The organism is Salinibaculum salinum (assembly GCF_037645885.1).
Classification (GTDB): Archaea; Halobacteriota; Halobacteria; order Halobacteriales; family Haloarculaceae; genus Salinibaculum; species Salinibaculum salinum.
In genome coordinates, this window is sequence record NZ_JBBENW010000007.1 from 138,886 (window position 1) to 161,402 (window position 22,517).

A 22,517-nucleotide genomic window follows, 5' to 3' on the forward strand; every position below is an offset into this window, starting at 1 on the left:
TACATATTTTACAGTTCTCCCTGAAAGGGGTAGTATGAAAGACGTACTCTTCGGTATCGACCAGGATGTCGACCGTGCAGTCGCACAGGTCAATACAGTGCTCGAACTCTTCGACGCCGACAACATCCACGCGTATCTGTTGCACGACTTCGTCGACAACCCCGAAGGCGCGTCGGTCACCCAGGTTGATGCCGTCAAACGGGCTGAAGAACTTCTCGAAGATGCCGGCGTTCCCGTCGAACTCCGCGAAGGGAGCGGTGATCCGGCTGAATCGATAATCGAGAGTGCCGAATCCCTCGATGCAGACGCGATATGTATCGCCGGACGGAAGCGGTCGCCAGCCGGTAAGATGCTGTTCGGGAGTGTCTCACAGTCTGTTATTCTGAACACGCAACGGCCCGTGCTTCTCTGCAGTCCGTCGGATCAAGCGTAGTACACACTGCCGTTCTGTGTCTACCACTGTTCGTCCGCCATGAGAGAACAACCCATATCGTACTTTTTGGGCCGAATCAACAGGATAGAGGTGATAAAAGACCGGGTTTACGCTGCAGAAGTATGTTCGAATTAATAGAACTACCTGTAGGAAAGATTGACTCGAAGTTCCCCGGAGATTCCTCGCACGAGATCAGCGAGGTCAGTCTCGATGCGTTCGTAGTCGAGGCGGTCAGCAGGGCCCGAGATACTGATTGCACCGTAGACGTTGCCGGCGTTGTCTGTTAGCGGTGCTCCGACTCCAGTCACTCCCTTGAGAAACTGTTCGGTTCCGTATGCGACGCCGCGCTCCTGGACGGTGTTCAGTTCTGCTTCGAGGTCCTCTCGGCTTCGCCCGTCCGAAAGCGGAAAATCGTAGCTGTCGAGAATCTCTTCGCGGCGCGTCTCAGAGAGGACGGAGAGTGTGGCCATCCCGCCAGCCAGCTCGTAGAGTTCGGTGTGCTGTCCGATTCGAGCGTTGGTCCGGATCGCACGACTGCCCAGCGACTTTGCAAGGAAAATCGCCTTGCCGTTTTCTTCGGTAACCCACCACGCCTTCTCGTTTGTCTCGTCCGCGATCTCGTCCAGCTTGGGGACGACTTCTTCGTACATCTCTTGCATCTCCCGGACCTCCATTCCGACATCGAGGAATTTGAGACTTAACTGGTACTGCTGGCTTTCGTCTTGAACAACGTAGCCGCGGTCCTTGAGAGTCGACAGGTGAACGTGTACCGTGCTTTTCGGCATGTCGAGAGCGTCTGCCAGTTCTGTCACTCCCGCGGTTCGCAACTCCTTGAGCGCCTCGACTATATCCAGCACCCGTTCGTCCGAACCGACCGTACTGTTTGATGCCATACGTTACCATTGGGGTGTAATTGGATAAATCTGTTCACTATCATCGAATCTATTGAATACAGGCTTCTCATAGCTCTACTATGGTATCTCTGGCAAAATCTGACCGAAATTCCGCTATACTATCAGCAGATTACCTTCCCAGTAGCACTTTTTCTACTGATACATAACCACCGGACTCAGGTGATTTGACTACTCTGTGCAGCCACTCTATTCGAATTAATCGAATAGCAAACCACTTCTTTATTCCAATCTCGTGTAAAAATAAACTTAATTTATATTAGCTACCTCTCTGGCTCGGTCTCGTCGGACATCCTGGTCTCTTACGTTCAATGATGATGAATAATTCTGAAAGATATTTCCAGGATTCGTACTGGTCTGGATTACGGTCGTATGTGTGTAATCGTTCACTGCTTGTTGCGCTCTCCGCTCTTCAAGCATAACTCAGGTTATAATTTCACGGTTGGCGTTCGCAGTCGAGACTGTCCCATGTGTCGATTTGAGGTCATCTTAGGGGCTGACTTCCACACGCGAAAGACACACCACGATTCAGTTCTACATCTGTCGTTTTCACGGAATACGTTTTTCTGCAGGCGTAGCTGGCTTCATTCTCTGACAAAGCCGAATATCGGTCTCTACTAGCCAACTACTGTCAGATTGTGAGTGTCCTTCAGCGTCGTTGAGGACGCCCTCTGTCACGAGTATTGGTGTATTCAATCGGCAACTACGGTCATCCGAGTTTCAATAGTGGGTCCGTTGAGAATACCAGTTCGGCTGCCGTCGGCTTTTTAGACCACGCACAGGTGCTGAGAGACTTGCTCGCAGTGCTATCGAGGTGACGACTTCTGATGAGTCCGACATGGGAACAGATGAAGGACCAAGACTGACTAAACCGATAACTCGTCGAACTGTGTCGACTGTCAGTCGGAGCGCGACAGGTTGCACGAGCGACGAATTCGCTTGCCAGATACGTGTCTGATACCCCAGTGCCGTGCCAGCCGGCTATGTGTCGGTATTTCTGTTCTATGGCTTCGCCAGGCTTCATTCATCAGCGACGAGTGCTCGCAGATAGAACCACCGCCGGGTCCAGAACTGATAGGCAGTCGATGCGGCGAACACGAACAGGAACGCCGTCGCGACGAGCAGTGATTCGATGCCAGCAAAGGCGGCGATGTCGGTTTCTGCCAACACGACGGCGATCAGACTGAAGACCCCCAGTGAGCGGTAGTAGGTGCTCCAGGAGATGCCAAACCGCGTGATGACTTCCATATACACGTCGACATCACGCGCGCGCTCACGAAGTTCGACCGTCTTTCGATCCCTGTTGTACTCGATGATCCCGATTTCGTCGAGTTTCGGGAGGTGGGTCTGATGAAGCGAGTTATACACGCTCTGGCGGATATTTCGCGGTGGTGGCGATTTACTGGTCTCTAACTCTGCGACCCGTTCAGAGAGCTCACGCAACGAGACCGGCTCCAATCGCTGTTTCAGATACTGAATCACACGCCGTCTTCGGTCGTTGCGGAGAACGTCGTGGACGACCTCCGGCTCTATTCGCCCGTCTGTTTGCTGGATACCCATTGTAGACTCCCCCTTTGACTGCTTTCTAACTATCCTTACTTTCGCTTTGATTGACTCTTCTGTGTACTTTCACTCTCACGAAGGGATTATGAACCTATCGTTGATTCAACGCTAATCGCAAATTCAATAGACTGCGGTATAATTAACTGGCAACTAAAATTGAACAGTCGGTTATCGAGTGGCTTCAACGGGTGGTTAGTTCTCTCAACGCATCGATTCGGTGGGGCAAACGAGACGTTTGTTGTTTCAGCGGGCGGTTAGCAGCTCCTGATGCTGTGATTATCTATGGGGATGGGGATGGGATGATGTGGCAAGTTCGGGCCACGCTGTGTGGGCCGAACGGGAGACAACAATGCCAGACAAATACGACATCTCACGACGCAAAGTGCTCGCCGGTCTCGGAACAATCGGGGTCGCGGGCGCTGGTGCCGGGCTCGGAACGAGCGCGTACTTCAGCGACGAGGAATCGTTCACGGACAACAGCCTCACCGCGGGCAAGTTGGATCTTGCAGTGAAAGCCGATATTTACGAATATCAAGGGGCTGCCAACGACGGTGGCCAGTCATTCCATGGGGTCGTCAATGGTGGCGACGATGTCCAGCAGGAACTCACTGACGTCAAGCCGGGCGACTACAGCTGGGGCAAGTTCTGCTTCTCTATCGTCGACAACCCAGGCTATATTTGGGCTGGTGGTGAACTGACTTCCAACGACGAAAACACCGTCACTGAACCCGAGGCAGATTCTGATAAAGAAAACAACGCGCAGACGGATTCCCAAATCGAAGGCGACGGTGAACTCGCGGACGCCATCGAGGGGTGCCTGTTCTACACGACGCACGGTGACTACGACCCCGCCGAGCAAGGTAGGCCCACTGAAACGCGTGCACCTGGAGACGAAGACGACATTATTCTGGAGGGGAGTCTCAGAGAGATACTGGCAGCGTTACAGACTGGTGTACCGCTGGACGGCAGTGATGACGACGGACGCCAGGCGTTCCCTGGTGACGAAGAAGAATCGTTCGACGACGATGAGCGCTGCCTCGGCTTCTGGTGGGAAGTTCCGACCAGTGTCGGTAACGAGATTCAGACCGATAGTCTGACTTTCGACATCACGTTCTACGCTGTGCAAGAACGTCACAACGACGGGTCGGACAACCCATTCGCTGACGCTGTTCTGACATCCGACCCATCGTCGGGAACTGATGACGATCTGGCAGGCAACGAGCAGCCCTGGATTACGGCTCAGATCAGCGCCGGGCCGACGACAGTCGTCCAGATAGACCTCAACGGAGAGGTCTACGGTAACGACGATAACTCTGGAAACTCCGACTTCCCAGAATGGCCCAGCAATGAGGACGACTACTTCATGGAGGCCAACATCGATATCGACAACGACTCTATCGATGAAGCGGCGAACGACGACGACTTCCGGGTCGGCTACGCCGCGGCAAACTCCGGAGCCCGTGCTAACGCCATCTCGAACAGTTCCTCAGCGAGTGGCAACGGTGGATACATCCGTCGGAACACCGGTGGCTCCAGTTCTGGTGATTCAGCGAACCGGAGCGACGTGGCCGAAGAGGATGTCCCCGGGTTCCTCGCCTTCGAAAGTGGTGATCAGCTGAGCTATACGTTGATACTCGATTGGGCGAGTATCGCTGCTGATGGTGATACTCCGACAGCTCAACTCGCGAGTGCGCCTGGAGCAATCCAGGTCAACGAAGTGTTTGGCGGCGACGGCGGTGAAGGCGTCGGCGCGACTCCCAACAGTTCCAACGATGGGCGCGGCGACATTGATAATGTGACTGATGGTTCGGGAACGCTCCAGATCTAAGACTGTACAGCACTAGCAACATTGACCCATTCGGAGTGCGGCGTCGTCGACACTGTCGACGGCACGTGGCGCGGACAATGTCCGTGTGACGGCGGTTCGACTCCGCCGGTGGGTTTTCCCCGAGGAGGGGGATCAGATATGACAGACAAAGGAATGGAACTGACGCGGCGCAAGATCCTCGCCAGCATGGGCGCAGTCGGCGCTGCCGGTGCTGTGGCGGGCATGGGTACGAGTGCGTATTTCAGCGACGAGGAATCGTTCACGAACAACAGTCTGACCGCGGGCGAGCTTGATCTGAAGGTCGACTGGGAAGAACACTACTACGACGGAAAGGGAACTCAAGCCGACGAGGCAACACTGGTGTCTGGCGATCCAAATCCCACTGAGGTCGACTACTACCTCCCGGCAGTGCGAAACCCTGACGCGAGTCCAATTGCGCTGAATTTCACGAACTCACAGGACGACCTGTGGGACGCAACCGCAATCGAAGCCTTCCCAGATGAGGATGATGATGGGATTCAGGATGATGGTGACATTACCTGCGATGATTTGGAGAGCGTCGAAAACGCTCTTGCGTCCGAGCAGAGAACGTCCGGGAACGGGCAGGGTGATGGTGGCGACCCGCTTGTTCAACTCCAAGACATCAAACCGGGGGACTTCGGCGAAGTAACGTTCAGCTTTCACCTCTGTGATAACCCGGGCTACGTCTGGATGCAAGGCGAGCTCGTGAGAGCGGATGAAAACGGAGTTACCGAGCCGGAGGGTGACGACCCACAAGAAGAGGAGGGTGTAGTCGAACTCCTCGATGAGGTTCGAACCCGGATGTGGTACGACGAGAACTGCGATAATCAGATTGAAACGGGATTAGTCGACGTGATGATTGCAGTTGACGACTCTATTTCGTCAGACGACGAAGATCAGGACTTCCTCCGGAACGGACTAGAAGAGTTTGTCAGCGGACTCGCAACCGATACGGAGGTCGGACTTTTGACCTTCGGCGACGGCGAGGTGACGAATTTCCAGGGCCTCGGCGACTCGGTCGATATATCAGGAATCGCAGAGGGTTCCGGTGGTGGTAACACGCCGCTCCCGCCGGCGCTCGACATCGCCGACCAGGAACTCGACGAGAACGCGCGTGAGGACGTGGAGAAGGTCATCGTCGTGTTCACCGACGGTGGTCCAAACTACGAGAACGTCGAATACAGTGCGGGCGGACACACCGCACCTCGGAATGCAGATTACACACTCGACAACTCCACCCCTGAATACGACGAGGGTGGTGGCGGCAACGACGCCCAGGGTCGTCCTGGCGGTATCAGCGATGGCGAACTCAAAGAAACGGCTCATGTGGCCGAAATGATTCGCGATAGCGGCACGCGCATTATCACCGTCAACATCGATGTGGCTGGGGAAGATACTGATCTTGTCCTCGATCTCCCCGCGTATCTCAAGAACGAGATCGCCTCCTCGCAGGCGTACGCGAAGAACGTCAAACTCGATGACCTCGCTGCGGTAGCCAACAGTCTCTCAGCCGTCACAATGGAAGAAAATTTGTTCTTCGAAGGATCACTCCGTGAGGCTCTGGCCGAACTCTCTAGTGGGCATGGTATCCCACTTGACGGCGACACGTCTACCGCCTACAACGAGTTCAGCGGGTCTGTGCGTAATCTTGACGAAGACGATGCTGACGAGGTCACTGGCGGTGGGCCGACGGACGCTGACCGAGAGTGTTTCGCAGGTGCGGGGACAACCCACTGTGTCGGATTCGAATGGTGGCTCCCCATTGATCACGCGAATCAGATTCAGAGCGACATAGCCGAATTCAACCTTGGATTCTACACCGAGCAGTGCCGGCACAACGACGGGAGCGGACAATCCACTCCAGCAAGATAATAATGTAGACCTACGCAGGTGCACGCGCGTTCGCGCGTCGGCGGTTCGCCTCCGCCGGTGGGTCTTCCCGAGGAGGGACCACAATGACAAACAAAGGAATCGAACTGACGCGGCGCAAGATTCTCGCCAGCATGGGTGCCGTCGGGGCTGCCGGTGCTGTGGCAGGCATGGGTACGAGCGCGTACTTCAGCGACGAGGAATCGTTCACGGACAACAGCCTGACTGCCGGGACGCTAGACCTCAAAATTGACTGGACCGAACACTACTACGACGGGTCGCAGAGCCTGCACCAGGGTGTCGATTCGGTCTCGACGGAATCCGTCGACGGCATGACTGGCTTCCCTTCGACTGCGCCGGCTTCTGAACAGGTAGTGTTCGTCGACGACGAGCAGCAGTTCATGGCCAACACGGCCATCGAGGCGTTCCCCGATATCCTCGATGAAGAGGACGAGGACGACTACGACGCCCAGAAGGAACGGATCGACGACGATATCTGCGATCTGCTGGCTGATCTGGACGGTGCGCTTGACCACCCGCTCCGAACGCGAGGGACGTTTGGCGGAGACGCCAATCCCCAGACCACAGAACCAGGTGACCCACTCGTCAGTATTGGCGACGTGAAACCGGGTGACTTCGGCGAGGTGACCTTTAGTTTCCACCTCTGTGGCAACCCTGGCTACGTGTGGCTCACTGGAGCACTCGTCGATGCCAGCGAGAACAGCCACACCGAACCTGAAGCGGACGACCCCGAGGAACGTACGGACGACGATCCCGACGTGGACGGCGAGTACGTCGAACTCCTCGACGCAATCCGGGCCACCGTCTGGTACGACACCGGCGAAGACGGCGTCTACGGGGCCGAGCTGGACGACAAGGACGACGGTGAAGGTGACAACATATTCGGAGCCGGTGAGAGACTGATTCCGTTGATGGGTTCACTGCGGAGCGTCCTCGAAGCACTCGAAGCAGGTATGTTCCCGCTCGACCCCGAACCCGTAGCGAACGGGAATGACAATACCAACGAAGGCGAATCGGACAGTGAGGCTCCGACCGTCTCCGGTTCGATCGATGAGGACACGGAGCATATCGACGAGATTTTCGCAACCGGTGATGACGATCGATTCACCGGTGGACCGGCGAAAAATTACACGTGTGCCGACTACGAAGACAATCTCGACCAGTTCGCCGAGGGAGACTTGGTCGGTTCGGAGGTGCTGAACCCGGATGACGCGCCGATTCAGGTCGGGTCGAACTACGTCGGCTGCACTACTATCACCGTTGCTGAGTTCGATGAGAACACTGGGACGATTACACTCTCTTCGACCAGTCCGGTACAGATCGTCAGCATCAAGGGCGGTCCAAACGGCGAACAGGTCTACGTCTTCGCAGAACCCGTCGTGCTCGACGAGGCCACCTTCACGACTCTAGGTGACCACGAAATCAGCAACATCGACATCTGTTGCCCGGTCGGGGACAGCGAGCGTCCACCGGACAAGAATGGAGATCGGTGCTTCGAGAACTCGACGACCGCCTACATTGGCTTCGAGTGGTGGGTCCCCGAACACGTTGGTAACGAAATCCAGGGTGACTCGGTAAAATTCGACCTCGGATTCTACACCGAGCAGTGTCGGCACAACGACGGGAGCGGCCAGTCCCCTCCAGCAAAGTGAGCAGGCATTAGAGTAGACCTACGCGGGTGCACGCGTATTCGCGCGTCGGCGGTTCGACTCCGCCGGTGGGCCGTTCGGAATGACAAGCGATGGCACACAACACCGACCCAGCAAAGCAGGACCGGAAGCAACGAGCGCTTGAGAGCGACACCGCTACCGGCCGTCACGTAGATACGCTCGTCACCGAGGGATACTCCATCCAGGACGCAATTAGTGAAGCCAGTCCAGGCGACGTGATCGGACTGTGGAACGGAACCTTCAGCGAGCAGGTCGTCGTCGAGAAAGAACTCACACTGGTCGGTCTCGGATCGGGTACGACCACAATCCGTTCACCAGCGTCGGTGTCGAGACGCTTCCGGTGGAACGACAATCCTGTCACTCCGATCGTTTCTATCGAAGCTGACAACGCGACAGTTCAGGGCCTATCAATCGAGCGAAGTCCGAGAGTTTCCGAGACGAGAACGGTCGCCGGTGTCGCTGGACGCGATGCGAGTATCAGCCTCACCGACATTTCGGTCGAAAGCGCGGAGTCAGAGCGACACGACGTCGGCATCCTCGTGTCGAATACGGATGGTCTCGACCGATGCATTACCATCGAGAACTGCGATATTCGGAATTACCAGTACAGTGGTATCGTCGGCGCCGGGGGCGGTCTGGACTTCCGAGTCGCCGAAACGACGGTGGCGGGACTGGGGCCGATCAGGGCGAACCGTCAGCAGGGAATCCGTGTCGGCGGTGTCGACAGAGCCACGATCCTCGGGAACACGGTTGCGGACAACTACTTTACGGACAGTAGCGTCAGTGCGGGTGTTATCATTGTCGACGTGCCGGATGCGTTTATCGCCTGGAACGATATCGAGGGGAATAACAACGGCATCGCTGCCCGGGGACGGGGCGATATCATGGCACGCCGCAACAACATCATCGTCAACGATACCGGTGCACTCAACCTCGGTACAGCCAGCTTCGACGCAACTCACAGCTGGTGGGGAACCGACGACGGCCCGTCGGCATCTGCTATCTGGGCTGGCGATGACAGCGAAACGCTGTCCGATCAGCCAGATGGCGGCGGTGACGCAGTCGCTGGTGTCCAGTGGCGACCATTCGAGAGTAGCTCCGTCGATACAGCGACCTGGGAGCGGGTTGATGTGGATGTCTGAACTAACAGAGATGTGGAACCCAACGAACCTCACGCGACGACGGTTGCTCAGCGGAATGGGAGTCGCTGGTATTACTTCGATGACTGGGCTCGCGCTCACGACGGAGCGCTCACTCGGTTTTACCGAGACAACGACCATCCAGAGCGTGGATGGCGTCACGCTGGCGGCTGACTGGCGTGAGACGTACAACGGGAGTGTGCTCGAAGAGACGCGGATAACAGCAACGGAGTCGGGTGCGGTACTTTCTCTGGGGGACATTATGCCGGGGGACAGCGGTGTGCTTTCGGTCCGACTCAGCGTCCAATCGGAGGACGAAGCAGAGTCACCGCAGGCGGAGCCACGGCTGACAGTCCAACTGACCGAAACTGCGGAAAATGGACTCTCCGAACCTGAACGGTCGGTTGGTGATACGAGCGCGGAGACGGGGGAACTCCAAGAGTTCCTCAACGCGGCAATCTGGTACGACACCGGTCTGGCCAGTATCGACGCGTTCGGCGCCAACAACAGTGTACAGGACCTCGGAGAGCAACTAATTCATGACGGCGCAGAGGGTACACTCGCGGAGGTCGCAGCGGCAGTAGACGCCGTGTCTTTGACACCGGGGGGCTGTCTCGGTGTCGACGAGTCAGTTATCGTCTCGTTCGGTTGGTCGTTTGACGACGATGCCGCTGGCATTAACGCTACACAGGGTGACTCTGTCACGTTTGATTGTCTTATCGACGGCCACCGCTGTGTGACGAATGGATGATGGCTCGACACCGCTCTTTTTATCTTATCCATAATTGTATTCCAGTGTCAAGAACTAAGTGTCTGGAAAGTATCCAGTATAATACGTGGCAATCAGGGCAACGAGCGGGAAGTAACCAGAATCATCAGAGGGGGGAGTAATGGAGAAATCTGAACTGAGCCGTCGTAAAGTACTATCTGCGCTCGGTGCAGCAGGAAGCACTGGCGCTGTCCTCGGAAGCGGTGCCACCGCGTTCTTTTCCGACACGGAGAAAACAACCGATAATTCACTTACCGCTGGCGTGGTCGACATGGCTGTCGAATGGAACCTCGACGGCGGTGATTCCGGGTCGAGTACTGGTTCCACGACACTACCACTATCCATTACGGATACCAATGCCGGGGGTGACCCTGACGTCGTCGCAGAACTTGTTGTTTCGCTTCCTGGGTCACAGAACAACCCAGCGTACCCCTGGTTTCGGCTGGAATGCCCGGGGGCGACAGGACTTGCAGAAGACCTCGAAATGGCGGTGACCTACAGTGACGGCGGAACAATCGCAGAGGGGTCGCTCGTTTCGGTTGCTAACCAATTGCGAAATAGCGCCCCACTCAACCCGGACGGAACCGTAGTCTCGGCAGACCAGCGGGACTGTCTCACACCCGGGGAAACAATCAATTTGGTACTAACTGCGAATCTACCGGATTGGTACGTCGGAGAGGAGTCTCTTTCTGTGACGTTCGAGTTCGCCGCGGAACAGTGCCGGCACAACGATGGCGAAGCGTCGCCGTATCCGGAGCGCCCAGCGTGTCCGGACCCACCCGACGAACCAGCTAACAAAGCCATTAGTTTCATCGCGTTTTGTAGCGGGGCGACTGATCCTAATCCGGAGATTACAGACATAAACGCCGTCGATGACGACGGAGACCCCACCTCTGTCGATTGGCAGACGGACGCGGATGTGCGATATGTTATTGTAAAGACAGCGACATACATAACAATCTATGATTACAGTGAGGAGACAGCCCAGTCTGGGACAGCAGCGCCCTGGGATGAGGATGCGTTCAAAACCGTAGAGAAGGGAACTGGTGTCTACGGGCCTGGGGATGAGTCGACTCCTTGCAGCGTCGCCGAACGAGTTGTTACCGACGACACGACCGAACAGTTCGAGGGGACCCAAGTAACATTCGAGTACGAGGGTGGAGCATGAGCGACGCAATTGAAACCGAAGTAGAAGACGACGAGCCACTGCATGCCCGCATCCCGTGGCGACGAATCGTCAGCGTTGCTGGTGTGCTGGTACTCGTTGCGATCGTCGTTCCGTTCATCATTTATACCGTTCCACAGGTCGCTGGCGGGGAGCAAAGTTACGTCGTTCTCTCCGGGAGTATGGAGCCAAACATCGGTACTGGTGATGTTATTATCACCGACGGTGTCGAACCAGATCGCATCGAGAGTGGTGATGTCATTACCTACCGTCGAAGCGGCGACACGAGACCGACGACACACCGCGTCATCGAAGTCGTCGACCGGGAAGATGGTCTTGCGTTTCGAACTCAGGGTGACGCCAACGAAGACCCTGACCAGCAACTTGTCCCCTCCGAGGAAGTCGAGGGTACAGTGATGACTGTCGGAGGGTATCTCTTTGTCATTCCGTTCCTCGGCTATGTGATCACCTTTGCCAGCAGTCAGACGGGGATTATTGCACTCCTGGTGGTGCCACTCCTACTGTTCATTATCTCGGAGATCTGGGTGATGGTACAATCCGCTCAAACGGAATCCGCTGTGAAAGTTGATGATGTGGATGAAAACGAATCCGATGACACCGGTACTAGAACCGAGTTGATTGATTCTGAGACCGACAAAACTACTGAAGAGCCAGCGTCCACCGAGGCGGAGACGCAGGTAACGTTTACTTCTCCGGAACTCCAGCTCGGTTTGATCGTGCTCAGCATTTTTGTTGTATACAGCTTCTGGGTTGCTTACATCACCTTGGAAGTCTGGGCGTTCGCTGTCGCGGGGAGTGTCACTACGGCCTTCCTTTTGCTTGGTGCAGTCTATCTGTTCGGAGATGGTGGAGAAGAAGAGACGGCATCGCCGACTACGCAAGCGGAGACCCTCTCTGACCTTGATACCGAGGGATTGGAACTACTCTTTGGGGATGCTGACGACTCGTCTCTCATGGATACTGACGGAGTTGATGATGACAGAAGCCATATTTCTGCCGAGTCAGTCTCGAGCTCGACTACAACTGAGGCCGCAGGCGGTGCTTCGATATTGAACCACGACGAAGCCACAGAGGAGGGGTTAGATGATTAACCGACCGCTCCTTGCGCTCGCGTTGGTTGTCGTTCTCGGTATGGCCAGTTTCACAGGTGGAGGCGGAGGGACCCATTCAATGCTGAGCGATACAGAGTCGGTGTCTGCCGAAATTAATGTCGCCGTTGATGGAGCTGGTACCACCGGATGGGAGACGGAAACGACGACTCTCCCACAGCAGACTGGTGCCGGCAACGACGATACTGGTGCCGACACCGACACAGATGAGAACAGTGCTGGCACGAGCGGTAATGACGTGGTAGAAAACGCAATAAACGATAGTGCTGGTAACAGCAGCCAGAAACGTGACAACGGACAAGGGGCGTTGGTTGGTACCGCGGTAAGCGAGAGAATGGCAGAGACTAGTCAAAGAAGAGCTTTGTAGAATACCAATTCAGGGATTCAAGAACTACTCTATGCATATAACATATGTTGGGTAGAAAACAGAATCCATATCAAATAAAACTAGCTTATGGAGATAATCTTGATGTCTGTCTATTCTCGGCTTCAATTCAGTAGTAAAACCATCCCCATATACTAATATAATTAATAATGATGGTAATAAATATGTCTATTTGTAATATATAACAATCCGGGTGAATTCCAAAGAATCTTTGAGATTCTTGTTCGTTGGGGCGCATCTGCAGATGATATGCTACACGGACCGCACCCCAAACCAGGACTTCTCTTCTTCCTTCTCCCCATTTTTATCAGCACTAAAACTAACCTTGTAATATGAAATTATCTATTGAGTGAACGTTCAAATTTACGTAACCGGGTGAATCATGCCAGTTGAAGTCGTTGGAACACTCGAAAATCCGAAACGAGAAACTGGTAGAGCATATCGGTTAATTTGCACTACCCGAACAACTGTGTGGACTGTTATCGTTTTCGAGCGCCGATTGTCCCATCTTGAGCGATACGGATCTCGTAATCCTCGAAGTCAAAGCGAACTTCCGAGGCTCCACACCTAGATTCTTCCGGTCCAAACGTATTTGTGACCGCTTCCAGATCAATGTAATCGTAGAGTAGTTTTCCATCGGTACTGCAGTCCAGTTCCTGGAGGGCACCAGTTAGCGTTGTTTCGATAGCCTGATTATCACTCCAGTCGTGCCTTGCAAGTTCTTCCCATGAACTGGATGCTCTACGATTACTTTTCGTCGACATGAGGAGAATTTGTAACCTGATGGATAAAAACCCGACCGATTGAGTATCAAATTTGAGAATTAGATGCCGTTACAGTCCTATTTGCGGGATATTTGTATATCTGGACAATAACGTACTATCTCAATTTGCACTTCTGACGGCTGAATTCCGTAGAGAAAGCGGTTGTACGCTGGATCCACGGAGCCAACCAATCTACCAATGGACACCACTCCGCCATGTTCTGCAAATCGATAATTTGGATATACAGCCATTCGTTTAGTATATAAACCCCGTCTATATGCTGCCGAAGGGTGATGAACACACGCCCCTTCTATTCAAATAGGTCGAACAACATGGGAACGAAATCAGATATCGGTGTGAATCAGCAGGCTCCCACGTGGGATCACACTGACTGTGTGGGGATGGAAGGGTGTCCAGCGCGGTGCCCTCGGTTCTTCGACAAGGAGGGGACGGCCCTTCTTCTCACTCCTGGCGTGGACGGGACAGTCGAGCAACTCGTCGACTTTTACGACGAGTATCCGTCCAGGGACCGTTCGATGTCACTTCCGCCGCTAACAAGGCCACAGGTCGAGTCCTGGGTCGACCAGCTCGTCGAACGCGGTCGTAGCATCATCGCGTCCCACGACGGAGAAATCGTCGGCCACGTGGCGTACATGCCCGCGGACAAAGACGAACCGGAGCTCATCGTCTTCATCGCAAGCGAGTACCAGAACCGGGGACTCGGGACCGAGCTCTGTCGTCAGGCGATGGCACACGCAGCGGACGATGGCCACGCCGCGCTTAGACTCCACGTCGACGCCGACAACGAACGAGCGCTTGCGGTGTACCGCTCGCTCGGGTTTGTCGAAGTGGACCGAAAAGACAAACGCATCGAGATGCGTCTCGCGCTCGATGATGAACTGGTCAGTACGGTCCAGGCCCCTCCGGCAGAAAGATTGTAAAATTGACCCATCTAAACATATATTGAAAATATTACTTTAACTCGATCACCGATGTATGCTTAATATATTTAAATACACTGTTGTGCCGATATCAACAGATTCCTCTCTATCTCATTTATAATCCGCTCTAATATCTTATTCTTGTCCGCTGTCCTCGATTTTCCTCCAGCAGTATTACGATATTCTCCAACGCAACCAGCATAAATTCTATGAGATCTGTAAAAATAGGAAATTTGGGCAGAAATACCCCTACTTTACTACTATTTGGGTATTAAAATCTATATTCCAATACATACTATAAAAACAAAAATTGTATTTCGTGACCCTTCTCAACAATCTTCCAAGTATTCTGTATATTATATATAATTGGTAATCTGACGGATAGACTGAACTCCCCAAACTCTCCGCTCTGCTTCACACTGTTGAAAAACGGAAGATCTCGGAAGAATCCGCACCGACTTACTGTTCTTTGACGACCTTCTCTTCGCCGCTCCACTCTGCAGAGTTGTCCATCGGTTCGTATCCGAGGACCTCTTTCGCGCGCTCCAGCGAGTAGTACTTGCGGTCGTTGTCGGAGATGCCGTAAACGATCTCGTACCCGTAGTCGGCTTCGAGTGTACACTGGTGGATGTGTGCACAGTCACGCGGGGAGAGCCACATCGCCTGGCCGCGCTCGTAGTCGATGGGGGGATGATTCTCGTTCAAGTTTCCGATGCGGACGTTACAGACCGAGAGGTCGTATTTGTCGTGGTAGTAGCGACCGATAATTTCGCCAGTGGCTTTCGAGATGCCGTATTTGTTGCCCGGACGGGGAAGTTCAGTGCCGTCGAGTCGGAATTCGTCGTGTGTGCGGTACATCTCGGGGGTGCGCTCGTCGCTCTCGAAGGCCCCGACGGCGTGGTTCGAGGAGGCGTACACTACCTTCTCGACGCCTTCGTCGACGGCGACCTCGTAGACCGTGTGGGTGCCGTCGATGTTGTTCTGCAGTACGCTCTTCCAGGGGGCGCTCGGGCGGGGGTCACCGGCGAGGTGAATAATCGCGCCGACGCCCTCCGCGGCGGGTGCCACGTCGTCGTAATCCTGGACTTCGCCGGTCCAGTAGGGGAAATCGGGCTCCTTGGCGGGTTCGCTGTGGAACATGAGTCGCCAGTCATACTCGTCGCGAAGTCCATCGAGGATGACCTGTCCGACGTGGCCCCCAGCGCCCGTCAGCAGGACAGGGTCGTTCATTCGGTTCAACCCAGGCGCAGGGTCGGTAAGTAGCATACGATTTGCCGCGACCGACGACCCAATAGGTCACGCGACCCTGAACCGCCTATGTCCGAGACCCATCCCACTGACCGCGAGACTGCCTGTTTCGAGGCCGGTATCAAGTTCGGCTCGCTGTATCACCAGTTTGCAGGCACGCCCGTCAGTCCCGATAGCGGTGACTCACTCGCAGCCGCCATGGAGTCGGCAATCGGGAACCAGCCACACTGCGACGAGGTGGTCGTCGACGTTCGCGAGGACCGACTCCGCGAGGAACTCGCCGACGGTCCCGCCGACTACACGGAACTGACTGGGAAGTTCGTCGACGTGGACATCTATATCGACTACGAGGGCATCTTCGTCCACGCACAGATGCGCATGACCGAGGGGTACCCGCTGATGGACATCGTCGACGTTCGCGAGTAGTGACCCGCACGGTTGTGCGTGAGCCGGCAGGATTTATCTGGGATTCAGGCGAACATCCGATATGGCATACGCCGCCCTGTCCTGTCTCGGTGACGCACTCGACGCCACCCGAGAGTTCCTCCTCCCCATCGACCGTGGACTGTGGCTTCGCCTCGCCGTCGTCGTCTTCTTCCTTTCGGGCGGAAGCGGCGTCGGCTCGCTCCCGAACGTCTCCTGGCAGTTCCCCGCTGGGAACATTGAGGGGCTACCGTCGGACGCCGTACCGGCTGACGGGTTGCCAGTCGCGCTGTTCGAAGAGTACCTTACGCTCGTCGTCGGTGTCGCAGCACTCTTTGCACTTCTCGGTCTCGTATTCACTGTTGTCGGCGCGGTCATGGAATTCGTCCTCGTCGACGCGCTCCGCACGGAATCGGTCTCGGTGCGTGCGATGTTCCGCGAGCACGTCCGAAGGGGCCTCGCGCTGTTTGGCGTCTATCTCCTGTTGTTTCTCGTGACCGCCGGCCCCATCGTGGGTTCGGCAGTCCTGTTCGTCGTCCCCTCGCTCGACGACGGTGGGATAACGCTGGCTATCGGGATGCTCCTCACTGGCTTCGTTGCACTCGTCGTCGGGGTGCTGGCCGCACTCGCGTACGTCTTCACTGTGGCGTTCGTCGTCCCGACGATGATCGCCGAGGACCGCGGTCTCCGCTCGGCGTGGAGGCGCTTCTGGGGCGTTCTCCGTGACAACATCGTCGAGTTTCTCGTCTATCTGGCGATCCGAATCGGCCTGCTGATCGCCCTCGGCATCGTCGCCGGTGCCGCCGTCGGCATCGCCGGGGCAGTGCTGCTACTTCCGTTCGGGATTCTGGCTGGCGTCGTCTTCTTCGCCAGCGGTGCATCGCTCGCTGTCGGCAGTGCGATTCTGCTCGGCGGCGTCGCCGTGCTCTACGTCCTGACGCTGCTCGCAGTCGTCGCACTGGTCCAGGTCCCGCTGAAGACGTTCACGCGGTACTACGAACTGTTCGTGCTGGGTACCATCGAACCGGATCTGGACCTCGTGAGAGAGCGCAGAGAGGACCTTCAGTCGGGCTCGATCTAAACCCGCCGAAAGTGCGCTGAAACGTCGAATTTCACTTTCACTTTCAGGCGGGTATTTAACCTCACGGCCGGCCAACCGGGACGTATGAGTCAATCGACACTCGACGACGACGAACTGTTCGGCGAGGCTGCCTCGGAGATGCGCGAGGACGTGGAGGAGTCGCTCGATGCGGCCCGAGAATCGCTGCCGTCCGCCGACGACATCTGGGACGTGGACGCCGACAACACGCTGGGTGCGCTGAACACGCTCAGTTCCGCACTCGACATCGGCGACGCCGAAGAACACCTCCGAGACGCGAAAAAGTGGTACACGATGGGCGAGCGCGCCGACGCCTTCGAGGACGCCGACGACCTCGCCGAGGCGATCGAGGACGTGGAAGCGCTCGTCGAAGACATCGAGGCCGCGGGCGAGCAGGTCAGTGACCTGACGAGCACGATTCCGCAACTCCGCGGCGCGCTCGAAGACGCCGCAGCGGACGACGCAGACCCCGAAGCCGACGCCGACGGCAGTACCGAAGCGGAGGCGTAGTCAGTCCTCTCGTCGAGTCCACTCGCGCTCGGCGATAGCGGTCAGCAGCTCACTCAGCTGGTCGCTTGCCGCTGCTACCAACTCTTCTCCCAGTTCTTCGCTACTCTCGTTCGGGTCGCCGACAGTACCATTCGTGGAGAATTCGACGGTGTCGTAGGCCAGGTTCGTTCCCGACTGCCACTCTCCCCAGGAGTCTGCACCGTCCGCTGCTGCCGTGTCAAACGCCGATTCGTCGACGAGTTCGGGGTGGACGTGTCGGAGGAGACTCGTTTCGAGGGGACCGCCGTGTCCCATCTCGATGGTCTCGGTATCCACTGCGTCGAACCAGGTGAACGGGACGGCGCAGGCGGTCCCATCGCGAGTGAGGCGGGCGCACAGTTCCCGGAGCGGGGCGACGTTGCCGCCGTGGCCGTTGACGACGACGACGCGGTCCCAGCCGTGACTGACCAGGCTCTCGACCGTCTCGCGGACGTACGCGCGGAAGGCATCCTCGCTGACCCACAGTGTTCCGGCGAAGTGTCTGTGTTCCTCGGCGACACCGACCGGGATCGGTGGTGCGAGAACGACTTCCTCGTCGTGGGCGGCGACGCCCGCCTCGGCGACAGCTTCGGCGGTGAGGACGTCGGTCCCGAGTGGGGCATGGGGACCGTGTTGTTCGGTGCTGCCGACAGGGAGGACGGCGAGGTCAGTGTCCATGGACTCGGCCTCGGGCCACGCTGTCTCCGAGAGTTTCATGTCCGGGCGTACCACGGGAGGCGTCTAATCCCTGGCGGTCAGACGAGCGTCTCCGGTCGTTCGGAGAGATAACTGAAGACCAGTCCCAGCGAGACGCCGTAGACCCAGTGGGCGACCAGCGAGAAGGCGAGGTAGAGAACGAGTGCGAAGCCGGTCACGCCGGGATAGAACGCGCCGACGAATCCTGTCCAGAGTGCGGTCCCGAAGAACAGACCGTTAACTGGCCAGGATTCGCCGGGGAGGTACTCCCGGAGTGAAGCAAACAAGAGCGGCCAGGGAACCATCCCGCCCGCGAGGAAGATGAGAAAGCCGACCGTCACTTCGGGGACGTACCCCCCAAGACCGATTAGTTCTGTCAGGTCGGCAAAGGACTGGCGCGAGAACGCCCCGAACTGTTCTGCGATAACGAGTACTACCGTCATCATCGCGACGCCGACTAACCCACCCGCTGCACCGACCACGCCGTCGGCCACGATACCGATGACTCGGTCGTACTCCGTTTCCTCCTCCGTGTGTGTCGGATCCTCGAACTCCGTTGATTCGGCCATGTGTTGGTATAACATGCCGCGAAATAAAATCCGACTACCGGAATCATCAGTATCGGGTCGTCACCGGAGTCTGCCGTGACAGCGTTGATTACGGCTGTGGTCGTTCGGCCGTGTATGGGACACGATCATCCGGACCCGAGCACTGACGACTGGGCGAACCCCGATTTCTGTCCGTTCTGTGGCACCCGGCTGACCGACCCCGGCGCCGGATTCATCGACCACCTCGACGAGTCTGAGTCGTGTCGAGAGCGCTTTGCTGACTGGCGCGAGCACATTGCAGACGATATTGGCAGCGAGTGGAGCGGGTGAACGAGGCCGAGCGTGAGGCGGAGACAACCCGTTTAGTCGTCGGCGTCGGTCTGTGCCCGACGGCGAGCCGCTCGCTCGACGAACTCCGGTGGCAGGTCGTCGATTTCGCCCGCCTGGACGGCCCAGAGATTCGCGTAGAGACCGTCTTCGTCCAGCAGGGCGTCGTGGGTGCCGCGTTCGACGACTCGACCGTCGTCAAGGACGATAATCTGGTCTGCGTCTTTGATTGTCGAGAGGCGGTGGGCGATGACCAGTGTCGTCCTGTCTTCGGTTAGCCGGTCGAGCGAGCGCTGGATGAGCATCTCCGTCTCCGTGTCCACGTCCGAGGTCGCCTCGTCCAGGACGAGAATAGCGGGGTCTTTGAGGATGGCGCGAGCGATGGCGACGCGCTGGCGTTGGCCGCCGGAGAGTTTGACGCCCCGTTCGCCGACCATGGTCTCGTAGCCGTCGGGGAGATTTCGGACGAACTCGTCGGCTTCGGCAGCCTTCGCGGCCGCACGGATATCCTCGTCTGTTGCGCCGGGACTGCCGTAGGCGATGTTGTCTCTGACTGTGCCGTAAAAGAGGAACGTCTCCTGGCTGACGTAACCCATTTGACGGCGGAGGCTGGGGACGGTCGCGTCTCGCACGTCGGTCCCGTCGACTCGAACCGCGCCCTCGTCGACGTCGTAGAGGCGGAGGAGGAGTTTGACCGCAGTCGATTTCCCAGCGCCGGTCGGGCCGACGAGCGCGACGGTGTCGCCGCCGTCCACCTCGAAGTTCACGTCCTCGACGATGGGTTCGTCGTCGTAGCCGAAGGTCACGTCGTCGTACTCGACGTCGCTGTCGGTGACGGTCAGTGGCTCCGCGTCGTCTCGCTGACCGATGCGATCGGGCGTGTCCATCAGCCCGAAGACGCGCTCGGCGGATGCGTACGCGCGCTGGTACATGTTGATAATCTGTCCGAACTGGGCCATCGGCCAGATGAACCGCTGGGTGTAGAGAATGAAGGCGACGAACTGCCCCTCGGTGACGCGGCCGTCGAACACCCAGAAGCCGCCGACGATGAACGTGATGACGAAGCCGAGTCCCGCGACCAGCCGAAGACCCGGGAAGAACGTGATGCGGGTCCGGATAGCGTCCCAGTTGGCGTCGTAGTAGTCCTCGGAGACGTCTTCGACGCGTTCGGACTCGTAGGACTCGGTGTTGCTGGTCTTGATGACCTGAATGCCGCCGAGGTTGTTCTCCAGTCGGGAGTTCAGCGAGCCGACCGACGAGCGGACCTCGGCGTATTTGGGCTGGATAATCTCGATGAACTTCTTCGTGAAGAGGGCGATGATGGGGACCGGAAGGAGAGCCACGAGTGCGAGTTGCCAGTTCAGTGCAAAGAGGATGACAGCGATGCCGAGCACCATGATTACCAGTCGGGAGACGGAGTTCATCCCGTCGTTGAGGAACTTCTCCAGCCGGTTCACGTCGTTCGAGAGCACGGACATCAGTTCGCCGGTCTGCTTGTCGGCGAAGTAGTCCATGTTCAGCCGCTGCATCTTGTCGTACGTGTCCGTTCGGATGTCGTGCTGGACGCCCTGCGCGAAGCGGTTCCACCCCCAGTTTCGGGTGTAGTGAAACATCGCGGCGAGCAGGAACGAGGCGGCGATGATGCCGCCGGTGAGCCACAGCTGGCCGGTGTCTGTTGCGGGCAGCCACGATGAGGGGATGAGCCACAGCGAGAAGGCTGCCTCGCCGCGGAAGACGGCGTCGATGGCGACGGCAAGCAGGAGGGGAGGGAGGAGGTCGAGGACGCGCGCGAAGATGCTACTCAGCAGACCGATGACGAAGTACGTCCGGCGACCGTCACTGTACTCGGTAAAGAGTCGGTACATCGGCCGGTCGACGGCCGCACGTTCTTCTTCGAAGGCGTCCGAGTCGGGACCAGCGTCGATATCCACAGTCGAATCAGGGGACGCATCTGCAAAAGTTTCTCGGGGTCAGCCCACACTGTCGGGAACGTCGACCGTATCGCCGGTGCTGACGCCGGTCCGGTTCGCCCAGCCGCGAGTCGTTTCGAGGACGTACTTTCCGCGGGCTTCGTAGGGGGCATTCTCGCCGTCGACGCCCGCGTGGAAAATCTGGACGATGGTGCCGTTTGCGTCGACGAAGATGATGTCGAGTGGGAACGACATATCCCGCATGACGTAGCTGTGCTGATCCTCATTGTCGTGGACGAACAGCATGCCCTCGTCAGGGTCGAGTGATGCTGTCTCGCTGAGGCCGGTGTAGCGTTTGGCGCGAGTGTCGGCGATGCGAACGTCGACGGTTCCGAGTTCAGTACCGTTCTCGTCATTGACGGTGACTGTGGTTTCGTTGTACGGACCCGGGTCACCGATGAGGAAGCCGGGGAAGAACACGACGACGGTGGCGACGGCAACGGCCGCGAGTGCGACGGCGGCGACGGCCCGGCGGGTGTTCATGGGTGAGTGTACGTGTTGGTCCGGGTAAGCGTTCCGTCCGAGAGAGAAAGCGTTATTCCGACGGGTAGGTATCTTTCGAATAGAGGGTTCGTGGTCTAGTTGGTTATGACGCGGCCTTTACAAGGCCGAGGCCGGCGGTTCGAACCCGCCCGAACCCATATTGCTGGCGCGAGTAACTCGTGAGCGCCAGCAATTTCTGTGAGTGGCGGTTTCGAACGAGAGAAACGAGCGACCGTCGGGAGCGAGTTTCACGTTGTTCGAACCCGCCCGAACCCACTATTTCCGTTGTGAACGACCGCGAACCCACTTCTGACGCCGACTGCGACGACCTCACTCACGTCGCCGGGAACAGTCGGAGCCACTCGTGCAGGCAGTCAACGTCACAGAAGTAGTGGCGGCGCAAGCTGTCGCCGCGGGCGTGGACTTCCCCGACGAGGTGGAACTCGTCGTCGAACGTGTGGCCGCCACAGGCCAGGCAGTCCCGGACCGTCTGGCTGTCTTCGTCGCGTCCGACCGTGACGGCGACGAGATAGAACCTCCCACCGAGCGCCAGCGGTGTCGTCAACTCCATCACTCTCCGTTTGGG

23 protein-coding genes and 1 tRNA gene are annotated in these 22,517 nt (G+C 57.3%); 15 read left to right on the forward strand and 9 right to left on the reverse strand.

Translation table 11 applies throughout. The features are described 5' to 3' along the window. The first annotated feature begins 34 nt into the window (after positions 1–34). Complete coding sequence (locus WDJ60_RS09145; RefSeq protein ID WP_340100073.1) at positions 35–433, forward strand: universal stress protein; 399 nt, start codon at positions 35–37, stop codon at positions 431–433. 140 nt (positions 434–573) lie between these two features. Here the strand turns inward: WDJ60_RS09145 and WDJ60_RS09150 are convergent, their stop codons facing one another. Beyond that, positions 574–1,326, reverse strand: coding sequence for an IclR family transcriptional regulator (locus tag WDJ60_RS09150; protein WP_340100074.1), 753 nt, complete (start codon positions 1,324–1,326; stop codon positions 574–576). 1,038 nt (positions 1,327–2,364) lie between these two features. Then, complete coding sequence (locus tag WDJ60_RS09155; RefSeq protein ID WP_340100075.1) at positions 2,365–2,904, reverse strand: DUF7344 domain-containing protein; 540 nt, start codon at positions 2,902–2,904, stop codon at positions 2,365–2,367. Between the two features lie 352 nt (positions 2,905–3,256). Here WDJ60_RS09155 and WDJ60_RS09160 point away from each other — a divergent pair, with 352 nt between their 5' ends. The 8 genes from WDJ60_RS09160 to WDJ60_RS09195 all read left to right on the forward strand — a co-directional run bounded on the left by WDJ60_RS09160 (position 3,257) and on the right by WDJ60_RS09195 (position 12,886). Continuing rightward, positions 3,257–4,735 carry a SipW-dependent-type signal peptide-containing protein gene (locus WDJ60_RS09160; protein WP_340100076.1) on the forward strand — a complete coding sequence of 493 codons (1,479 nt, stop codon included), beginning with the start codon at positions 3,257–3,259 and terminating at the stop codon, positions 4,733–4,735. A gap of 138 nt (positions 4,736–4,873) precedes the next feature. Beyond that, positions 4,874–6,628, forward strand: a complete 1,755-nt coding sequence (locus WDJ60_RS09165; RefSeq protein WP_340100077.1) for a vWA domain-containing protein — start codon at positions 4,874–4,876, stop codon at positions 6,626–6,628. Positions 6,629–6,711: 83 nt separating this feature from the next. Beyond that, positions 6,712–8,298, forward strand: coding sequence for a SipW-dependent-type signal peptide-containing protein (locus WDJ60_RS09170; RefSeq protein ID WP_340100078.1), 1,587 nt, complete (start codon positions 6,712–6,714; stop codon positions 8,296–8,298). Between the two features lie 89 nt (positions 8,299–8,387). Further along, a complete protein-coding gene (locus tag WDJ60_RS09175; protein WP_340100079.1) occupies positions 8,388–9,458 on the forward strand; it encodes a right-handed parallel beta-helix repeat-containing protein in 1,071 nt (356 codons plus the stop codon). Positions 9,459–9,537: 79 nt separating this feature from the next. Further along, a complete protein-coding gene (locus WDJ60_RS09180) occupies positions 9,538–10,206 on the forward strand; it encodes a hypothetical protein (protein WP_340100080.1) in 669 nt (222 codons plus the stop codon). A 289-nt stretch (positions 10,207–10,495) separates the two neighbouring features. Next, positions 10,496–11,392 (forward strand): hypothetical protein, encoded by an 897-nt coding sequence (locus tag WDJ60_RS09185; protein ID WP_340100081.1) that lies wholly within the window; start codon positions 10,496–10,498, stop codon positions 11,390–11,392. Continuing rightward, positions 11,389–12,501, forward strand: coding sequence for a signal peptidase I (locus tag WDJ60_RS09190; protein WP_340100082.1), 1,113 nt, complete (start codon positions 11,389–11,391; stop codon positions 12,499–12,501). The genes WDJ60_RS09185 and WDJ60_RS09190 overlap by 4 nt, the downstream gene beginning before the upstream one ends. Next, entirely contained in the window at positions 12,494–12,886 is a 393-nt protein-coding gene (locus tag WDJ60_RS09195) for a hypothetical protein (protein ID WP_340100083.1), read from the forward strand. The genes WDJ60_RS09190 and WDJ60_RS09195 overlap by 8 nt, the downstream gene beginning before the upstream one ends. Positions 12,887–13,383: 497 nt before the next feature. Here WDJ60_RS09195 and WDJ60_RS09200 read toward each other — a convergent pair whose 3' ends face one another. Further along, the gene (locus tag WDJ60_RS09200; protein WP_340100084.1) at positions 13,384–13,668 is read right to left on the reverse strand and encodes a HalOD1 output domain-containing protein; all 285 of its coding nucleotides are present in this window, start codon (positions 13,666–13,668) and stop codon (positions 13,384–13,386) included. A 332-nt stretch (positions 13,669–14,000) separates the two neighbouring features. Here WDJ60_RS09200 and WDJ60_RS09205 point away from each other — a divergent pair, with 332 nt between their 5' ends. Next, on the forward strand, positions 14,001–14,609 hold the full coding sequence (locus WDJ60_RS09205; protein WP_340100085.1) for a GNAT family N-acetyltransferase: 609 nt from the start codon (positions 14,001–14,003) through the stop codon (positions 14,607–14,609). Positions 14,610–15,068: 459 nt separating this feature from the next. Here the strand turns inward: WDJ60_RS09205 and azf are convergent, their stop codons facing one another. Further along, entirely contained in the window at positions 15,069–15,839 is a 771-nt protein-coding gene (gene azf / locus WDJ60_RS09210) for an NAD-dependent glucose-6-phosphate dehydrogenase Azf (RefSeq protein WP_340100086.1), read from the reverse strand. 87 nt (positions 15,840–15,926) lie between these two features. On the opposite strand from azf, the gene WDJ60_RS09215 reads away from it, so the two are divergent. The 3 genes from WDJ60_RS09215 (at position 15,927) to WDJ60_RS09225 (ending at position 17,889) form a co-directional block, all read left to right on the forward strand. Beyond that, the gene (locus tag WDJ60_RS09215; RefSeq protein WP_340100087.1) at positions 15,927–16,283 is read left to right on the forward strand and encodes a dihydroneopterin aldolase family protein; all 357 of its coding nucleotides are present in this window, start codon (positions 15,927–15,929) and stop codon (positions 16,281–16,283) included. A gap of 61 nt (positions 16,284–16,344) precedes the next feature. After that, on the forward strand, positions 16,345–17,361 hold the full coding sequence (locus tag WDJ60_RS09220) for a DUF7544 domain-containing protein (protein WP_340100088.1): 1,017 nt from the start codon (positions 16,345–16,347) through the stop codon (positions 17,359–17,361). Between the two features lie 84 nt (positions 17,362–17,445). Then, positions 17,446–17,889, forward strand: a complete 444-nt coding sequence (locus tag WDJ60_RS09225; protein WP_340100089.1) for a DUF5790 family protein — start codon at positions 17,446–17,448, stop codon at positions 17,887–17,889. Here WDJ60_RS09225 and WDJ60_RS09230 read toward each other — a convergent pair whose 3' ends face one another. Together WDJ60_RS09230 and WDJ60_RS09235 are read right to left on the reverse strand one after the other, a co-directional pair. Then, a complete protein-coding gene (locus WDJ60_RS09230) occupies positions 17,890–18,624 on the reverse strand; it encodes a creatininase family protein (protein ID WP_340100090.1) in 735 nt (244 codons plus the stop codon). It abuts the gene before it with no gap. A gap of 38 nt (positions 18,625–18,662) precedes the next feature. Continuing rightward, positions 18,663–19,172: a DUF6789 family protein gene (locus tag WDJ60_RS09235; protein ID WP_340100091.1), complete on the reverse strand. Its 510-nt coding sequence runs from the start codon at positions 19,170–19,172 to the stop codon at positions 18,663–18,665. A gap of 114 nt (positions 19,173–19,286) precedes the next feature. Between WDJ60_RS09235 and WDJ60_RS09240 the strand changes: the two genes are divergently transcribed. After that, positions 19,287–19,481, forward strand: a complete 195-nt coding sequence (locus tag WDJ60_RS09240) for a DUF7501 family protein (RefSeq protein ID WP_340100092.1) — start codon at positions 19,287–19,289, stop codon at positions 19,479–19,481. A gap of 32 nt (positions 19,482–19,513) precedes the next feature. Here the strand turns inward: WDJ60_RS09240 and WDJ60_RS09245 are convergent, their stop codons facing one another. Both WDJ60_RS09245 and WDJ60_RS09250 read right to left on the reverse strand, forming a co-directional pair. After that, positions 19,514–21,409 (reverse strand): ABC transporter ATP-binding protein, encoded by a 1,896-nt coding sequence (locus WDJ60_RS09245; RefSeq protein WP_340100093.1) that lies wholly within the window; start codon positions 21,407–21,409, stop codon positions 19,514–19,516. 39 nt (positions 21,410–21,448) lie between these two features. Further along, on the reverse strand, positions 21,449–21,931 hold the full coding sequence (locus WDJ60_RS09250; protein WP_340100095.1) for a DUF192 domain-containing protein: 483 nt from the start codon (positions 21,929–21,931) through the stop codon (positions 21,449–21,451). A gap of 84 nt (positions 21,932–22,015) precedes the next feature. On the opposite strand from WDJ60_RS09250, the gene WDJ60_RS09255 reads away from it, so the two are divergent. Continuing rightward, positions 22,016–22,089, forward strand: a tRNA-Val gene (locus WDJ60_RS09255). A gap of 176 nt (positions 22,090–22,265) precedes the next feature. Here the strand turns inward: WDJ60_RS09255 and WDJ60_RS09260 are convergent. Beyond that, a complete protein-coding gene (locus tag WDJ60_RS09260; RefSeq protein WP_340100096.1) occupies positions 22,266–22,502 on the reverse strand; it encodes a hypothetical protein in 237 nt (78 codons plus the stop codon). Positions 22,503–22,517: the final 15 nt, after the last annotated feature.

Bases quoted from the DNA above. Each gene is read 5' to 3' on its own strand.
- WDJ60_RS09145 (WP_340100073.1), top strand. From the start codon at position 35: ATGAAAGACGTACTCTTCGGTATCGACCAGGATGTCGACCGTGCAGTC.
- WDJ60_RS09150 (WP_340100074.1), bottom strand. From the start codon at position 1,326: ATGGCATCAAACAGTACGGTCGGTTCGGACGAACGGGTGCTGGATATA.
- WDJ60_RS09155 (WP_340100075.1), bottom strand. From the start codon at position 2,904: ATGGGTATCCAGCAAACAGACGGGCGAATAGAGCCGGAGGTCGTCCAC.
- WDJ60_RS09160 (WP_340100076.1), top strand. From the start codon at position 3,257: ATGCCAGACAAATACGACATCTCACGACGCAAAGTGCTCGCCGGTCTC.
- WDJ60_RS09165 (WP_340100077.1), top strand. From the start codon at position 4,874: ATGACAGACAAAGGAATGGAACTGACGCGGCGCAAGATCCTCGCCAGC.
- WDJ60_RS09170 (WP_340100078.1), top strand. From the start codon at position 6,712: ATGACAAACAAAGGAATCGAACTGACGCGGCGCAAGATTCTCGCCAGC.
- WDJ60_RS09175 (WP_340100079.1), top strand. From the start codon at position 8,388: ATGGCACACAACACCGACCCAGCAAAGCAGGACCGGAAGCAACGAGCG.
- WDJ60_RS09180 (WP_340100080.1), top strand. From the start codon at position 9,538: ATGACTGGGCTCGCGCTCACGACGGAGCGCTCACTCGGTTTTACCGAG.
- WDJ60_RS09185 (WP_340100081.1), top strand. From the start codon at position 10,496: ATGGCTGTCGAATGGAACCTCGACGGCGGTGATTCCGGGTCGAGTACT.
- WDJ60_RS09190 (WP_340100082.1), top strand. From the start codon at position 11,389: ATGAGCGACGCAATTGAAACCGAAGTAGAAGACGACGAGCCACTGCAT.
- WDJ60_RS09195 (WP_340100083.1), top strand. From the start codon at position 12,494: ATGATTAACCGACCGCTCCTTGCGCTCGCGTTGGTTGTCGTTCTCGGT.
- WDJ60_RS09200 (WP_340100084.1), bottom strand. From the start codon at position 13,668: ATGTCGACGAAAAGTAATCGTAGAGCATCCAGTTCATGGGAAGAACTT.
- WDJ60_RS09205 (WP_340100085.1), top strand. From the start codon at position 14,001: ATGGGAACGAAATCAGATATCGGTGTGAATCAGCAGGCTCCCACGTGG.
- azf (WP_340100086.1), bottom strand. From the start codon at position 15,839: ATGAACGACCCTGTCCTGCTGACGGGCGCTGGGGGCCACGTCGGACAG.
- WDJ60_RS09215 (WP_340100087.1), top strand. From the start codon at position 15,927: ATGTCCGAGACCCATCCCACTGACCGCGAGACTGCCTGTTTCGAGGCC.
- WDJ60_RS09220 (WP_340100088.1), top strand. From the start codon at position 16,345: ATGGCATACGCCGCCCTGTCCTGTCTCGGTGACGCACTCGACGCCACC.
- WDJ60_RS09225 (WP_340100089.1), top strand. From the start codon at position 17,446: ATGAGTCAATCGACACTCGACGACGACGAACTGTTCGGCGAGGCTGCC.
- WDJ60_RS09230 (WP_340100090.1), bottom strand. From the start codon at position 18,624: ATGAAACTCTCGGAGACAGCGTGGCCCGAGGCCGAGTCCATGGACACT.
- WDJ60_RS09235 (WP_340100091.1), bottom strand. From the start codon at position 19,172: ATGGCCGAATCAACGGAGTTCGAGGATCCGACACACACGGAGGAGGAA.
- WDJ60_RS09240 (WP_340100092.1), top strand. From the start codon at position 19,287: ATGGGACACGATCATCCGGACCCGAGCACTGACGACTGGGCGAACCCC.
- WDJ60_RS09250 (WP_340100095.1), bottom strand. From the start codon at position 21,931: ATGAACACCCGCCGGGCCGTCGCCGCCGTCGCACTCGCGGCCGTTGCC.
- WDJ60_RS09260 (WP_340100096.1), bottom strand. From the start codon at position 22,502: ATGGAGTTGACGACACCGCTGGCGCTCGGTGGGAGGTTCTATCTCGTC.